At 69.0% G+C, this 14,994-nt stretch carries 12 protein-coding genes; 1 reads left to right on the plus strand and 11 read right to left on the minus strand.

Annotated elements, in window-relative coordinates; genetic code table 11:
• Positions 1-5 precede the first annotated feature (5 nt).
• From NUG20_RS02660 to NUG20_RS02685, 6 genes are all read right to left on the minus strand, one after another.
• Complete coding sequence (locus NUG20_RS02660; RefSeq protein ID WP_263396918.1) at positions 6-347, minus strand: CD225/dispanin family protein; 342 nt, start codon at positions 345-347, stop codon at positions 6-8.
• A gap of 93 nt (positions 348-440) precedes the next feature.
• Positions 441-863, minus strand: coding sequence for a DUF2752 domain-containing protein (locus NUG20_RS02665; RefSeq protein WP_263396919.1), 423 nt, complete (start codon positions 861-863; stop codon positions 441-443).
• A gap of 70 nt (positions 864-933) precedes the next feature.
• A complete protein-coding gene (locus NUG20_RS02670) occupies positions 934-1,215 on the minus strand; it encodes a CD225/dispanin family protein (protein WP_263396920.1) in 282 nt (93 codons plus the stop codon).
• A gap of 56 nt (positions 1,216-1,271) precedes the next feature.
• Positions 1,272-1,571, minus strand: a complete 300-nt coding sequence (locus tag NUG20_RS02675; RefSeq protein ID WP_263396921.1) for a CD225/dispanin family protein — start codon at positions 1,569-1,571, stop codon at positions 1,272-1,274.
• 92 nt (positions 1,572-1,663) lie between these two features.
• Complete coding sequence (locus tag NUG20_RS02680) at positions 1,664-3,586, minus strand: MFS transporter (RefSeq protein WP_263396922.1); 1,923 nt, start codon at positions 3,584-3,586, stop codon at positions 1,664-1,666.
• 200 nt (positions 3,587-3,786) lie between these two features.
• The gene (locus NUG20_RS02685) at positions 3,787-4,677 is read right to left on the minus strand and encodes a LysR substrate-binding domain-containing protein (protein ID WP_263396923.1); all 891 of its coding nucleotides are present in this window, start codon (positions 4,675-4,677) and stop codon (positions 3,787-3,789) included.
• 107 nt (positions 4,678-4,784) lie between these two features.
• Here NUG20_RS02685 and NUG20_RS02690 point away from each other — a divergent pair, with 107 nt between their 5' ends.
• A complete protein-coding gene (locus tag NUG20_RS02690; RefSeq protein ID WP_263396924.1) occupies positions 4,785-5,996 on the plus strand; it encodes an MFS transporter in 1,212 nt (403 codons plus the stop codon).
• Here the strand turns inward: NUG20_RS02690 and yccS are convergent.
• From yccS to purD, 5 genes are all read right to left on the minus strand, one after another.
• Positions 5,941-8,163 (minus strand): YccS family putative transporter, encoded by a 2,223-nt coding sequence (gene yccS, locus NUG20_RS02695; RefSeq protein WP_263396925.1) that lies wholly within the window; start codon positions 8,161-8,163, stop codon positions 5,941-5,943. The two genes, NUG20_RS02690 and yccS, sit on opposite strands and share 56 nt — an antisense overlap.
• Before the next feature lie 168 nt (positions 8,164-8,331).
• The gene (locus NUG20_RS02700; RefSeq protein WP_263396926.1) at positions 8,332-10,449 is read right to left on the minus strand and encodes a TonB-dependent siderophore receptor; all 2,118 of its coding nucleotides are present in this window, start codon (positions 10,447-10,449) and stop codon (positions 8,332-8,334) included.
• Between the two features lie 101 nt (positions 10,450-10,550).
• A complete protein-coding gene (locus NUG20_RS02705; RefSeq protein WP_263396927.1) occupies positions 10,551-12,650 on the minus strand; it encodes a TonB-dependent siderophore receptor in 2,100 nt (699 codons plus the stop codon).
• Between the two features lie 234 nt (positions 12,651-12,884).
• A complete protein-coding gene (locus tag NUG20_RS02710) occupies positions 12,885-13,559 on the minus strand; it encodes a uracil-DNA glycosylase family protein (protein WP_263396928.1) in 675 nt (224 codons plus the stop codon).
• 124 nt (positions 13,560-13,683) lie between these two features.
• Complete coding sequence (gene purD, locus NUG20_RS02715) at positions 13,684-14,973, minus strand: phosphoribosylamine--glycine ligase (RefSeq protein ID WP_263396929.1); 1,290 nt, start codon at positions 14,971-14,973, stop codon at positions 13,684-13,686.
• Between the last annotated feature and the right edge of the window lie 21 nt (positions 14,974-14,994).

A 14,994-nucleotide genomic window follows, 5' to 3' on the forward strand; every position in this document is an offset into this window, starting at 1 on the left:
GCCGGTCAGCTCATCTGCTGCATCTGGTTCACGTAGTCCATGTAGCCCTGCATGCCGCCGGTGGCGACCATGCCGACGTTGATCAGCAGGCCGATGATGGCCAGCGCGGTGGTCACCCAGCACCAGGTCTTGGCGTTGTTGGAGGCGCGCCGTGCGCCGTCCAGGTCGCCCTGGTTGAGCAGCCCGTTGACCTTGCTGGAGAACACGATCGCGACGATGCCCGGAATGATCGACGGGCAGCACAGGCAGAAGCCGAGCACCGTGGCGATGATCGCCCAGGCCAGGTGATTGGGGATCGCGCCGGGCGCTGGGGCGGGCGGGGGCGTGACGGGGCTGACGGTGCTCATGTGGATCTCCTTGAGTGGCTATGCGCTGGGCATGGGGAGGAGTCTAGACGAGGTGGCCGTCCGGCCTCCATCTTTTGGCCCGGGCCATTGCGCTCAGTGCGGCGCCAGCAGCGTGAACGGAAACCACGGCAGGTTGCGCAGCACGGCGTAGCCGAGCAGCAGCCACAGCCACAGGCGCGGGTCGGCGAGGATCTTCAGCAGCGGCGCCAGCGGGCGCATGCGCAGCCCGGCGGCATTGAGCGCCATGATCGCCAGCAGCGGCAGGGCCACCACCAGCAGCGGATTGCTCGCCAGCGCGTGGGCCAGATCCAGGTGCACCAGCGCGTGCAGGCAGCGGGTGCTGCCGCAACCGGGGCAGTACAGCCCGGTCAGGGTATAGAACGGACAGGCCGGCAACGGATTGCCCGGCGTATTGGGATCGACCCGGCGCAGCACCAGCGTCGCCACCGCGGCGGCAGCGCTCAGCGCGGCCAGCGGCAGCCAGCGGGGCAGGGGACGACCGCGCAGAAGCAGCATGTTCGGAAAGGAACGCAAGCAATCGGCAAGGGCCGCCGCTGCGCGCGGCAGCGGCGGCCCTGCTCGTCGATCAGGACATGGACGACTGCTGCATCATGCCCAGGCCACCCAGGGCGAAGATGAAGATCAGGTACAGCACGACCAGCACGACCCAGGCGATGACCGAGTAGATCGCCCACTTCTTGGCCTTCTCCGACGAGTCGCGGGCGCCATTGATGTCGCCGGCGGCGAGCTTGGTGTTGACCTGCGAGGCGAACACGATGGAGACGATGCCCAGCGGCAGGCAGCAGAACAGCGTGCTCAGGATCGCCCAGACGAGATTGTTGGACACTTGCGGTGCGGTGGTATTCATCCGTGTTACTCCGGTTGCGTGGTGGAACGAGGGAAAAAACGAAAAGGCGGGGAGGTTCAGTGTCCGAGCAGGCTGCCGAATATTGCCAGTCCGCCGAACAGCAGGAACCACAGCGCGAGCAGGATCGGCGCGGCGAGCGCGGACCACATCGCCCACAGACCGGCCTTGCGCGACGCCTCGCGGGCGCCGGCGACATCGCCGGCGGCGCGTTTGCCGTCCACCTGCGAGGCGTAGACGATCGATACCACGCCCAGCGGCAGACAGCAGAACAGCGTGGACAGGATCGCCCACACCAGATTGTTGGGGACGTAGATGCCCGCGCCGTTGGGCGGTGGTGGTGGCAAAACCTGACTCACTTTCGACCCCTGAAATGGACGCCGCTGCAGCATGCAGGCGTCTCCCCGGCGCCTAATCTACCTGAAGCGGCGTTTCCAGGCACCCCAAAGGTTCAGGCGGCATCCCCGCGCAGCTGCCGCACCTGCGCTTCCAGCAGCTCGGCGCTGGCCTCGGCGGCGGCCACCGGCGGCCCGGCGACCACCTCCACGTGCGCGCGGAAGCGGCGCGGCACGCGCATGCGCCGCAGCCGCGAGTCGCGCTTGCTCCACATGCTGGTCCACATGTTGCGCAAGGCCATCGGCAGCACCGGCACCGCGCGGCGCTCGACGATCTTCTCCATGCCGGACTTGAACTTGGCGATTTCCCCGTCCTTGGTCAGCGCGCCCTCGGGGAAGATGCACACCAGTTCGCCGTCGGCCAGCGCCGCATCGATCTCGTCGAACGCGCGCTGCATCAGCGCCGGGTCCTCGCGCGCGCCGGCGATCGGGATCGCCTTGGCGGTGCGGAAGATCCAGCGCATCACCGGGATGTTGAAGATGCGGTAGTACATGACGAAGCGCACCGGCCGCGGGATCGACGCGGCCAGCACCAGCGCGTCCATGTAGCTGACGTGGTTGCACACGATCAGCGCCGCGCCTTCGTCGGGGATGTGCCGCTCGATGCCGTGCAGGCGCAGCCGGTACAGCGCGCGCACCATCACCCAGCTGAGGAAGCGCATCAGGAATTCGGGGACGATGCTGAAGATCCAGATCGCCACCAGCGCATTGGCGATGGCCAGCGCCAGGAACACCTGCGGGATGCTCAGCCCCGGCATCGGCACGCGCACGCCGAACAGGCTCAGCTGCTGCATCTGCAGCGCGATGCCGACCACCGCGGCGATGACGATGAACATCGAGTTCTGGATGTTGAGCCCGGCGATGACGCGCGACAGTTCCGCCTTGGGCGTGCGGCTCTGGATCAGCGCGAACAGCGGCACCACGAACAGGCCGGTGCACAGGCCGATGCCGACCAGGTCGAGCATGATCCGCCAGCTGCCGGCCTGGCGCACGAACTGGCCGATGTCCAGCCCGGCCTGCAGCGCGCCGCCGGGGCGGGCGAAATACAGGTCGAGCATGAACGCGCTGATGCCGAACGCGCCCAGCGGCACCAGGCCGATTTCCACGGTGCGCCCGGACAGCTTTTCGCACAGCAGCGAGCCGGTACCGGTGCCGATCGAGAACAGCGCCAGGGCGAAGATGTACAGGTCCTGCGCGCCGCCGAGGTTGAGCTCGGCGTAGGTCGGCAGCTGCGCGGTCAGCACCGTGCCGATGAACCAGAACCAGGACACGCCGAGCACCGCGTTGCGCACCGCCAGCTGGCGCCGGGTCAGGCGCATGATCGCCAGCGACTCGGGTACCGGGTTCCAGTTGATCTTCAGCTCCGGCGCGCCGGCATCGACCTTGGGGATCAGCCGCGCGACCAGGTTGCCGGCGACCGCCAGCGCGATCACCGCGGTGGCCGCGGCGACCGGGCCGTGGCTGCCGGCGATCTGGAAGATCAGCCCGCCCAGGATCATGCCGCACAGGATCGAGATCGAGGTGCCCATCTCGACCAGGCCGTTGCCGCCGGTCAGTTCCTCCGGCTTGAGCACCGACGGCAGGATCGAGTACTTCACCGGGCCGAACAGCGTGGACTGCAGGCCGGTGCAGAACAGCGCGACCAGCAGCACCGCCATGTTCTCGGTCAGGAATCCGACCGCGGCCAGCGACATGATCGCGATCTCCATCGTGGTGGTGATGACCACCAGCCGTGATTTCTCCAGCTTCTCGGCGATCTGTCCGGCCAATGCGGAGAACAGGAAGTACGGCAGGATGAACAGCGCCGGCGCCAGGTTGGTGTACAGCGTGCGCTGCTCGGGGGTGACGCCCAGATAGAACAGCAGGCCGATGATCGCCTGCCGGTACACGTTGTCGTTGAACGCGCCCAGGCCCTGGACCACGAAGAACGGCAGGAAGCGGCGCTGTTTCAGCAGGGCGAACTGGCTATGGCCGGACATGCAGGCTCCTTTGCGAACGCGCGCAGCCTAGCAGGTTCGTTGCGCGGCGGAGGCGGGGCCGCGGGGCGGACCGCGGCCGGTGTCGAGGCGTGCAGCCGCCGGGTAGGCGCGTGCTGTGCCGTGCTGGAGAGGGGGACGCCTTCGGGCTTCGTTCGTCGCGGCTGAAGCCGCTCCTACAGGGGGGGGGCGGTGCGAGCCGGTTAGCTGGCTTCGCTGGCGTCCTCCTGCCCCTGCCGCAGCAGCGCGATCAGTGCGCGCGCGGCCGGGGTCGGGTCCGCGCGCCAGGTGGCGTAGGTCAGGAAGCGGAAGCGCTCGCGCAGCGCGATCACCGCCACGCCGTGCATCGCCGCGGCCATGGTCTGCGGCACGATCGCCAGGCCCAGGTCCTCGACCACCAGCTGGCGCTGCAGGTCGGCATGGGTGACTTCGTACTGCAGGCGCTGGCGCAGGCCTGCCTCGGCGAAGGCGCGGTCGATGATGCCGCGCACGCCGGCGCCGGCGATCAGCCCGGCCATCGGCGCGTCCTCCAGTTCGTGCAGCGCCACCTCGGTGCGCGCGGCGAAGCGGTTGCCGGGCGCGGCGATCAGCGCCAGCGGTTCCTCGTGCAGCAGCAGGCGCTGCTCGGGCAGGACGATGTGCGGGCCGACCCCGACCAGGGCCACGTCCAGCCGGCCCTCGCCCAGTTCGAGCAGCAGAGCATCGCTCATGCCGGTGCGCAGGTGCACGTCGACCGCGCTGTGCGCGTCGCGGAAGCGGCGCAGCAGCGCCGGCACCTGCACCGTGGTCAGCGAGGAGATCTGGCCGATGTGCAGGCGCCCGCGCACCGTGCCCAGGGTCTGCGCCATCTCCTCGTGCAGGCGCTCGGCCGCGCGCAGGGTCTCGCGGGCGTTGTGCAGGAACACCTCGCCGGCGGCGGTGGTGCGCACCTGCCGCGCGCCGCGCTCGAACAGCCGCGCGCCCAGCGCTTCCTCGATTTTGGCGATCTGGTGGCTCAGCGCCGACTGCACCGTGTGGCAGCGGCGTGCGGCGGCGGTGAAGCTGCCTTCCTCGGCGACGGCAACGGCGAATTCGAGCTGGCGCAGGGTCAGCATGGCATCTGCAAAGAAGATGGGTCGAGTGAAAACAATACATTGGAAAGATCGATTGTGCCGGCCCAGACTGGCGTCATTCCTTCCGCTCCCCTCCTGGATTCCCGCTCATGGACACCTCCCCGCACGCCCCGATGCACCGTGGCCTGGTGCTGCTGATGGCCGCCGCCACCGGCCTGGCGGTGGCCAGCAACTACTACGCGCAGCCGCTGCTGGAGGTGCTGGCGCAGACCTTCTCGATCGACGTGCGCAGCGCCGGCGCGGTGGTCACCACCGCGCAGCTGGCCTACGCCGCTGGCCTGCTGTTGCTGGTGCCGCTGGGCGACCGCTTCGAGCGCCGCAGCCTGATCGTGGGGCTGTACGCGCTCAGCGCGGTGGGCCTGCTGATCAGCGCCGCCTCGAGCAGCTTCGCGCTGCTGCTGGTCGGCACCCTGGTCACCGGGTTGAGCTCGGTGGCCGCGCAGATCCTGGTGCCGTTCGCCGCCACGCTGGCCGCGCCGCACGAGCGCGGGCGGGTGGTCGGCACGGTGATGAGCGGGCTGCTGCTCGGCATCCTGCTGGCGCGCACCGTGTCCGGGCTGCTGGCCGGCGCCGGCGGCTGGCATACCGTGTACTGGGTGGCCGCGGCGCTGATCCTGCTGGTGGCGGCGCTGCTGTGGCGCGCGCTGCCGCGGCATCCGGGCAATCCGCGGTTGTCCTATCCGCACCTGATCGGCTCGGTGCTGGCGCTGCTGCGCGACGAACCGGTGCTGCGTTCGCGGGCGATCCTGGGCGGGCTGCTCTTCGCCGGCTTCAGCATGTTCTGGACCACGCTGGCGTTCCTGCTGTCCGGCCCCGACTACGGCTATGGCACCGCCACGATCGGCCTGTTCGGCCTGATCGGCGCCGCCGGCGCGTTCGCCGCCAATCTGTCGGGCAAGCTCGCCGACCGCGGCGCCGGGCACTGGGTGGGCTGGGGCGGGCTGGCCATGCTGCTGCTGTCGTGGCTGCTGCTGGCCGCCGCGCCGCACTCGCTGTGGCTGCTGATCGCCGGGGTGTTGTTGCTGGACGTGGCGGTGCAGGGCGTGCACATCGGTAACCAGCACGTGATCTACCAGCTGGATCCGAAGGCGCGCAACCGCATCACTTCGGCCTACGTCACCTGCTACTTCATCGGCGGCGCGATCGGCTCCAGCCTCGGCACCGCGGCCTACGCCTACGCCGGCTGGCGCGGCGTGGTGGTCGGCGGCGTGGCGCTGGCGGTGGCGGCGCTGCTGTGGATGGGCATCAGCGTGCGGCCGGCACCGCAGAAGGCGGCGTTGGCGCCGACGCCGGAGCGGTGACCGCATGCGCGGCGGCGCGCAGCTTGGGCAGCAGGCGCAGGGTCAGCGCCAGCTGGTTGCGCACCAGCCGCCGCTTGGCTTCGTCGATCCCGTCCTCGTGTTCCAGCGCATCGGCCATGGCCACCTCGGCCGATTCGTCGGCCGGCGGCAGCGCCTGGCGCTGCGCCAGTGCCTCGGCGATCGCGCCCAGGGTGTCCTGCAGGTAACCGCCGGCGCGGTCGATGGCCGGGTCGGCTTCGCCGGCCAGCGCGGCGCGGTGCGCGCCCAGCGCCGACAGGTAGCCGAGCAAGGTGTTGGACAGCGCCAGGAAGCGGAAGCCGGCATCCAGGTTGCGGCGGTAGCGGCCGGGTTCGCGCAACATGTTGGACAGCGCCACCGACAGCGCGGCGTCGGCGTTGTGCATGTCGCGGCGGGCGATGCGGTAGGGAAGGTCGTCGCGCATGCCGCTGCGGTATTGCTCGAGCACCTGCGCCAGGTAGCGCGCGCAGCTGGCCAGCACGGTCGCCATCACCTGGTTGAGGCGGCGGCCCTGCCAGTCGGGCAGGATCAGGAACGAGGCCGCCGCGGCGATCGCGCAGCCGATCAGGGTGTCGAGCAGGCGCGGCCAGATCAGCACGAAGCCGTCGCCGAGCAGGTTGAAGCAGAACAGCGCCATCACCGTGATCGCCGCGGTGGCCAGCATGTAGCGGTCGGTGCGGGTGACGAAGAACAGCAGTGCGCCGGCCAGCGCGAACAGTAGCTGCAGTTCGGTGCCGGGGAACAGCTGCATCAGCGCCCAGGTCGCACCCAGGCCGATCAGGGTGCCGGCGATGCGCTGCGCCAGGCGCAGCCGGGTGGCGCCGTAGTTGGGCCGGCACACGAAGGCGGTGGTGAGCAGGATCCAGTAGCCGTTGCTGGCGTGGATCGACTGCATGATGGCGTAGCCGACCACCAGTGCGATCGCCATGCGCAGCCCGTGCCGGAACAGCACCGAGCCGGGGGTGAGTTGCTGGCCGACGCGCACCAGCATCTCGCGCAGCGTGTGCGGCGAGGAGTCGCGCAGGCGCGTGTCGAGGGTGTCGCTGGTGGTGTCGGACTGCGCGGAGTCGGACAGCCGCCGCTCAATGCTCTGCAGGTTGGTCACCAGCAGTTCCAGCGAGCCGAGCAGCCGCGCCTGGCGCGGATCGGCGCGGGCGTGCAGGAAGTCCAGCGACTGGCGCAGGTCGGTGGTGGCCAGCTGGGTCTGCTCGCCGTACTCGAACGGCTGGCGCAGCCGGATCGCCTCGCCCAGCGCGGCGCAGGCCTTGCCCTGCAGGGCAAGCAGGCGCTGGCAGCGGTACAGCACGTCGCTGTGGAAGAACGCGTCGGTCAGCGCTTCGTAGGGATAGTGCGAGGAGCTGGCGCGTTCGTGGAAATCCTGCGCCATGTAGTACAGCCGGAAGTACAGGCCGGACTGCACGCCGGGCCGGCCGGAGCGGCCGAAGCGGCTCATGATCGCGGTCTTGGCCGCGTTCAGCGCCGCCACCACCTGCGCGTTCTGCTCGGCCAGCGCCAGCCGCCGCGCGTGCAGGTCGCTCTGCCGCACCGGTTCGAACAATGCGGCCTTGAGCCGCAGGTAGCGGCCGAGTTCGAAGAACAGCCGCGACAGCCGCTCGCGCACCGGGCGGTTGGCGAACAGCACGGTCCACAGGATCGACAGCAATCCGTACCAGGCCGCGCCGAGCATCAACAGCCCGATGCCGTGCCAGGCGCTGCCGCCGACGTGGCCGGCGCGGCCGCCGTGGTCGATGCCGATCATCGCGTAGATCGCCAGCGCCACCGTGGCCTGGGCGATGGAGGCGTAGCGCTCGCCGAGCGCGCCGAGCAGGGTCAGGGCGAAGGTGGACAGCGCCATGCCGGCGACGAACGCCAGCGGATAGGGGAACAGCAGCACCACCGCGGCCGCGGCCGCGGCGAAGCACAGCAGCGACAGCAGCACCGACTTGATCCGGCCCAGCCAATTGTCGTCGGTCTCGGCGATGGCGCTGGCGATGGCGCCGAGGAAGATCGCCGGCAGCGCGGTCAGTTGCTGCTGCTGCCAGCACACCCCCATCGCCACGCCCAGCGCGATGAACACGCGCAGGCCGTAGCTGGCCTTTTCGTGGGCCCACAGGCGGCTGAGGCGCGATTCGATCGAGGATTTCGGCACGGCGACACGATAACGCAACGCTGGCCGCGATGATGCTTGCCGACGATGACGAAGTGATCGGCGAGCATCGGCGCTGCAAAACGCGGTGCGGTCGTAGCCGCTGTCCTGCCGTTGCCGTTGCCGCTGCGCCTTGCCGCGGGTATGCCGCGGCAAGGCGCAGGGCTGCGCTCACAGTTCGAACGTGGCGTTCAGCGACCAGGTGCGCGGCTGGCCGTAGCCGTTGCCGTCGTTGGTCCAGTAGCGGCGGTCGGTGAGGTTGGTGAGCTCGCCGCGCAGCGTCACCGGCGTGGCGCCCCAGTGCGTGCGATAGCCGAGGCCGGCATCGAGCAAGGTGAACGAGGGCAGCTTCAGGTCGTACAGGTCGTTCCACATCGACGCGCCGTACGGCTGCGAGCCGTAGTGCTTGGCGGCCGCGTGCACGCTCAGCCCGGGCACGGCGTCGAACGCGTACGCGGTATTGAGCGTGGCCTGGAACCTGGCCACGCCGGCGGGCGTGCGACCGACCGCGGCGGCCTCGTTGCGCAGGTACTCGGCGTCGACCCAGGTCGCGCCGGCGCCGATGCGCCAGTTCGGCGTGGCCTGCACGTGGCCGCTGAGGTCGAAACCCTGGTAGCGCACTTCGCCGTCCTGCACGTAGTAGTTGGCGGCATTGCCGTATTCGGCGCCGCGCTCGATGCGGAACCAGGCCGCGTCCAGCGCCCAACGCGCACGCTCCAGCTTGTAACCCAACTCGTACTGCTTGCTTTCCAGCGGCGGCAGCAGCGTGTTGCGGTTCTCGTAGAGTTGGCCGACGGTGCTGCCCTGCTCCAGCGATTCCACGTAGCTGGCGTACAGGGTCTGGTCCTCGCGTGGCTTGAACAGCAACGCCACCGTCGGAGTATTGACCGACTTCTGGTAGCGCGCGGTATGCGCGCCGTCCACGTTCCAGCTGTTCTGTTCGTAACGGGCGTGGCGCAGGCCCAGCAGCAGCGACCAGTGCGCGCCGACGCTGAGCGTGTCGCTGGCGAACAGCGCGTTCTGCTCGACCCGGTCGCTGCGGTAGGTGTCGCGCGAATGGGTGCTGTGGTAGCTGAGCGCGCTGTCCTCGTACAGGTTGGAGGTGCCCAGCTGGTACCACAGGTTCTGCTTGGCCCAGCCGCTGTCGGCCTGTTGCCAGCTTGCGCCGGCGACCACCTGGTGGTCGATCGGGCCGGTGCTGAAGCGGCCTTCGAACAGGCCCTGCGCCAGGTAGTTCTCGGCGAGGTTGCCCAGGTCGTAGATATAGGTGTCGGTGTCGCCCTCGCGGTTGAGCACGTAGTCCCAGATCTTGTTGATCGAACTGCGGAACTTGCTGTAGCTCAGGTCCAGGCGCGCATTCCAGGCATCGTCGATCCGCCAGCGCAGGCCGGTCATCGCCGACTGCATCTCGGTATTGAAGAAGGTGTCGCGGATGGCGCGGTCGCGGCGCGGGTCGAGGCGGCGCGGCAGCGCGCTGTCGCCATAGCCGTAGAAGGTGATGGTCGGCGCTTCGTTCTCCAGCTTGCGGTCCTGGTAGAGCAGGTCGGCGGTCCAGGTGAGATCCTCGCTCAGCCGCGCATCCAGCCCCAGCGAGGCCAGCGTGCGCTCGACGTGGGTGTCGTTGTAGATGTCGCCCTGTTCGCGCAGCAGGTTGAGGCGGTAGCCGAAACGCTCGTCTGCGCCGAAGCGGCGGCCGTTGTCGAGCTGCGCGCTGTACACGCCGCCGTCGCGGTAGCCGACGCTCAGGTCCAGCAACGGCGTGTCGGTGGGCTTCTTGGTGAGGTAGTTGACGATGCCGCCGGGGGCGCCGAAGCCGTACATGAAGCCGCTGGCGCCCTTGAGCAGTTGCACCTGCTCCATGCTCTCGCTCGGCCACTCGGCGCCGTAGGTGTACAGCGGCATGCCGTTGAGCTTGTAGCCGTTGCTGTAGCTGACCGGTAGGCCGCGCACCTGGATGGTGGTGTACCAGCTGCTGTTGTAGGCGCCGACGTTGCCGGAGACCGACGGATCGGTCATGAACATCTGCGCCAGCGAGTTCACCTGGCGCTGCTGCAGGTCGTCGGCATCGATGCGGGTGATCGAGAACGGCGTGTCGCGCGCCGGCCGTTCGCCCAGGGCGCCGGCCGGCGCCTCGGCACGCTCGGCGTTGACCCGGATCGCGTCCAGTTCGGTGGCCTTGCGCTCGGCGGGGGCGGCGTCGGTCTCGGCCACTGCGGCATGGGCGGGAGCGCAAAGCGCGGCCGCCAGCGCGAGCGGCAGCAGGGAATGGCGTGGGAGGCGGGTGGGCATGACGGGTTCCGTTGGTCGGGGAAGAGGGTGTCGTGCCTTGCCGCTGGGCTGGGTGGACGAAACGAAGAGCGCGGCGGCTACGGCACAGGCCGCCGCGCGGCTCACAGCTCGAACTGCACGCTCAACGCGTAGGTGCGCGGCGCGCCGACGCTGTTGGTGATCCAGTATTTGCGGTCGGTGAGGTTGTCGATGCTGGCGCGCCATGTCAGCGGATGCCCGCGCATGCGCATGCGATAGCCGGCGCCCAGGTTGGCCAGCGTGTAGTCCGGCAACTTCAGCGTGTTGGCGCTGTCGTACCAGACGTCGCCGAAGTAACGCAGCGCGGCGTAGACGCTGAGTCCGTCGATGCCAGGGAACGCGTAGTCCACATGCACCACGCCCTGCCAGCGCGCCGCAAAGCTGACTTGATGGCCCTGCTCGGCCGCGTTGTTCGGCGACAGCTTGTCGTAGCGCGGATCCAGCCAGGTGGCGCCGCCGCCGACGCTCAGTTGCTCGGTGAGGCGGTACTCGCCGCTCAGTTCGATGCCGTCGTACAGGGTGACGCCGTCCTGCTCCAGATACTTGCCGGTGGCGGTGATGCGGTCGATGCTGGCGCCGCGCTCCAGCCGGAACGCCGCCGCGTTGGCGTTCCAGCGCGGATAGGCGATCTTGGCGCCGATCTCGTACTGCTTGCTGATGGTGGGGTCGAGCACCTGGCCGGCGTTGATGTAGTCGTCGCCGACGCGGCCGCCGGCTTCCAGCGACTCGATGTAGCTGGCATACAGCGTGACCGCGTCGGCCGGCTTGTACATCAGCGCATAGGTCGGCGTGACCGGATAGGCGTGGTAGGTGCCGACCTGTTCGTAGTCGTTGTAGCGCCAGCCGGCCAGCAGCGACCAGCCCGGCGCGAAGGCGATGGTGTCGCTGACGAACAGCGCCTTCTGCAGCGTCTCGCTGCTGCGGGTCATCGCCCGTGAGGCGTTGCTGTAGTGGGTCATGCCCTGCCAGTCGTAGAGATTGCCGCGGCCGATGGTCTGCCACACATAGGGGCGGTCCCAGCCGGTGGCGTCCTGGCGCGAGGCGCCGGCCACCAACTGGTGGCGCAGCGGCCCGGTGGCGAAGTTTCCTTGCAGCATCAGCTGCACCAGCTTCCACTCGCTCCTGCCGCCCAGTTCGTAAGCGTTGACGTCGTAGTCGCCGTTGGCCTCGTCGATGTAGGCGAAGATCTTGTTGACGTCGTTCCACGAGGTGGTGACGCCGTAGTTCAGGCTGGCCTTCCAGCCCTCGGCGAAGCGCCATTCCAGTCCGGTGGACAGCAGGCGCGAGCGGGTGTCGTAGTACGAGCCGGTCACCGAGCGGTCGGCGTCGCCGCCGATCGCGCGCGGCACCGCGCTCAGACCGATGAAGTAGTACTGCGGCGCTTCCTCGGAAAGTTGGCGGCTCTGGTAGACCAAGTCGGCGGTCCAGGTGAGGCGATCGCTCAGGCGCGCGTCGAGCGCGGCCGAGACGACCTTGCGATCCACCTCGCCGCCGTTGTACGTCTCGCCTTTCTCGCGGAAGGCGTTGAGGCGGTAGCCGAACATGTCCTGGTTGCCGAAGCGCCCGCCGGCGTCGAGCTGGGCGCTGGCCACGGCATCCGAGCGCCAGCCGAGCCTGGCCGACAGGGTGGTGTCGTCGGTCGGCTTCTTGGTCAGGTAGTTGACCAGGCCGCCGGGCTGGCCGAAGCCGTACAGGAAGCCGGCCGGGCCCTTCAGCAGCTCCACCTGCTCCATCGCTTCCAGCGGCCACTCGCTGCCCCAGGACGAGACCTGCAGGCCGTTGACGCGGTAGCTGTCGTAGCTCAGGCCGAGTCCGCGGTTGATGATCGGCGAGCTCCAGCCGCTGGAATAGGCGCCGACCTGGGTGACCACCGACGGATCGTTGAAGAACGCATCGCCCAGCGAGACCACCTGGCGCTTGTCGAGGTCCTCGCGGTCCAGCACCTGGATCGCGAACGGCGTGTCCTGGATGTTGCGTTCGCCCAGCGCCCCGGCGTTGGCATGCACACGCGCCGCAGTCACGCTGACCGCGTCCAGTTCGGTGGCCTGGTCGGTCTCGGGATCGGTGTCTTCGGCGTAGGCGTTGCAGGCCAGCAGCAGCGCGGCGGCGAGCGTTGCCAGGCGCACGCCGCGATGGAATCGGCAGGGAAGAACATGCGCGGCGTGCGCGGACGGACAAGACATCGGCAGCATCCTTTTCTGCGGGCAGCAGCGTGCCGCCCGCGATCGGCGAAAGCGGTGGGGTAGGAAGGAGGTGGCTGACCGCTGGATGTCCCGGACGCGGGAAACTGCTCCGTCGACGCGGAGCCATGCGCTGGCTAATACGAATTGTTCTCTTTTGTGAAGCTCAGGTCAACGGATCGTTGCGCGACCTGATTCGGGCACGGCGGCCGGCACGGGCCATGCGGGCGCCCGCGCTCATACCGACAGTTGCCGCAAGCGCGCTTCGAGCAGCGCCGGGAAACGCTTGAACCAGGTCTGGTTGAGCGGCGAGGGATGCGGCAGCGGATGCAGGGCGAAGCGCCGCGACGTGCCGCGCTCGGTCTGCAGGTCGACTTCGATGCTCGCGCTGAAGCGCGCATCGTCGGCCCAAAATGCGTCCAGCTGCGCGCGCACCTGCTTGGGCTGGTCGATGCCGAACCACAGGAAGGCTTCGCGGCCGAGGGTGACGATGTCGCGGCCGCGCCACTGCTCGATCAGCAGGCGCCGCATCAGCGGATGGAAGCGTCGCTTCACCTGCATCGACCAGGCCTTGTTGCCGAGCGGCTTGTACGGCACGGTGTTGATCCAGAAGAAGTCGCGGCCGATTTTCAGCGAGGCCGCGAAATCCGGCATCGGCTGGCCGTCGTGCAGATGCCGGTACAGCGCCTTGCGCACTAGCTGCCCGCCGCTGCCGACGAAGGGTTCGCCGTGTTCGACCTCGCTGCGGCCCGGGTCGCGGCCGAAGAAGCACAGCCGCGCGTTGCGGCGGCCCAGGCCGACGATCGGCTCCAGCGGATCCTTGGCGTAGTCTGCGTAGACCTTGGTATCGATGCCGTCGGTCTGCGCCGCCAGCTCGCGGAATTGGGCGTGGAGGTCGGGATCCAGTGCCATGGAATGTCCTCGAATACCGATGGTGTCAGCTGTAGGAGCGGCTTCAGCCGCGACAGATCCTATGGTTACCTGCGTATAGGATCTGTCGCGGCTGAAGCCGCTCCTACACAGGGCTACGTGCGGCCTATTCGCCGCGTTCGCGCGCGATCGCGCGCCAGCCGATGTCGCTGCGATGGAATTCGCTGGGCCACCGGATCTGCGCTACGCCGGCATACGCATTGCGCTGCGCATCGGACACGCTGTCGCCGAGCGCGGCCACGCACAGCACGCGGCCGCCGGCGCTGAGCACGCGGCCCTGCGCATCCAGGGCGGTGCCGGCATGGAACACCTTGGCGCTGGCCGGCACCTGCTCCAGGCCGGAAATCGTCTCGCCGGTAATCGGCGCTTCCGGATACGGCGCCGCCGCCAGCACCACGCCCAGCGACGGACGCGGATCCCACTGCGCTTCGGTCGCATGCAGTTGTCCGTCGATCGCCGCCTCGATCAGCTCCACCAGGTCCGACTGCAGGCGCAGCATCACCGGCTGCGTCTCCGGGTCGCCGAAGCGCACGTTGAACTCGATCACCTTGGGCGCGCCGCTGGCGTCGATCATCAGCCCGGCGTACAGGAAGCCGGTGAACGGCACGCCGTCGGCGATCATGCCCTGCACGGTCGGTTCCACCACCTCGCGCATCACTCGTGCATGCACCTCGGGCGTGACCACCGGCGCCGGCGAATACGCGCCCATGCCGCCGGTGTTGGGGCCGGTGTCGCCGTCGCCGACGCGCTTGTGGTCCTGGCTGGTGGCCATCGGCAGCGCGGTGGCGCCATCGACCATGGAGATGAAGCTGGCTTCCTCGCCGTCGAGGAATTCCTCGATCACCACGCGCGCGCCGGCGTCGCCGAACGCATTGCCCGACAGCATGTCGCGCACCGCCGCTTCGGCCTCGTCCAGGGTCATCGCCACGATCACGCCCTTGCCCGCGGCCAGGCCGTCGGCCTTGACCACGATCGGCGCGCCCTTGGCGCGCACGTAGGCCAGCGCCGCGTCCACCTCGGTATGCACTTCGTAGAACGCGGTCGGGATGCCGTGGCGGGCGAGGAATTCCTTGGCGAACGCCTTGCTGCCTTCCAACTGCGCGGCCTTGGCCGTGGGCCCGAAGATGCGCAGTCCGGCGGCGCGGAAGCGGTCGACCACGCCCAGCACCAGCGGCACTTCCGGGCCGACCACGGTCAGCGCCACCGCTTCGTCCTGCGCCAGTTTGAGCAGGCCGTCCAGGTCGTCGACCTTGATCGCCACGTTGCGGCACTTGGGTTCAGTGGCAGTGCCGGCATTGCCCGGGGCAACCAGCACGTCGCTGACGCGCGGGGACTGGGCCAGCTTCCAGGACAGGGCGTGTTCGCGGCCGCCGGAACCGATGACGAGGATTTTCAAGGCGTGTCTCGTGATGTCGAA

This window comes from Xanthomonas sp. CFBP 8443 (assembly GCF_025666195.1).
Classification (GTDB): domain Bacteria; phylum Pseudomonadota; class Gammaproteobacteria; order Xanthomonadales; family Xanthomonadaceae; genus Xanthomonas_A.

Excerpts from the sequence above, each read along its gene's own strand:
- NUG20_RS02665 (WP_263396919.1), bottom strand. The coding sequence starts at position 863 with ATGCTGCTTCTGCGCGGTCGTCCCCTGCCCCGCTGGCTGCCGCTGGCC.
- NUG20_RS02685 (WP_263396923.1), bottom strand. The coding sequence starts at position 4,677 with ATGCTGACCCTGCGCCAGCTCGAATTCGCCGTTGCCGTCGCCGAGGAA.
- NUG20_RS02700 (WP_263396926.1), bottom strand. The coding sequence starts at position 10,449 with ATGCCCACCCGCCTCCCACGCCATTCCCTGCTGCCGCTCGCGCTGGCG.
- NUG20_RS02710 (WP_263396928.1), bottom strand. The coding sequence starts at position 13,559 with ATGGCACTGGATCCCGACCTCCACGCCCAATTCCGCGAGCTGGCGGCG.
- NUG20_RS02690 (WP_263396924.1), top strand. The coding sequence starts at position 4,785 with ATGGACACCTCCCCGCACGCCCCGATGCACCGTGGCCTGGTGCTGCTG.
- NUG20_RS02660 (WP_263396918.1), bottom strand. The coding sequence starts at position 347 with ATGAGCACCGTCAGCCCCGTCACGCCCCCGCCCGCCCCAGCGCCCGGC.
- NUG20_RS02680 (WP_263396922.1), bottom strand. The coding sequence starts at position 3,586 with ATGTCCGGCCATAGCCAGTTCGCCCTGCTGAAACAGCGCCGCTTCCTG.
- NUG20_RS02705 (WP_263396927.1), bottom strand. The coding sequence starts at position 12,650 with ATGTCTTGTCCGTCCGCGCACGCCGCGCATGTTCTTCCCTGCCGATTC.
- NUG20_RS02670 (WP_263396920.1), bottom strand. The coding sequence starts at position 1,215 with ATGAATACCACCGCACCGCAAGTGTCCAACAATCTCGTCTGGGCGATC.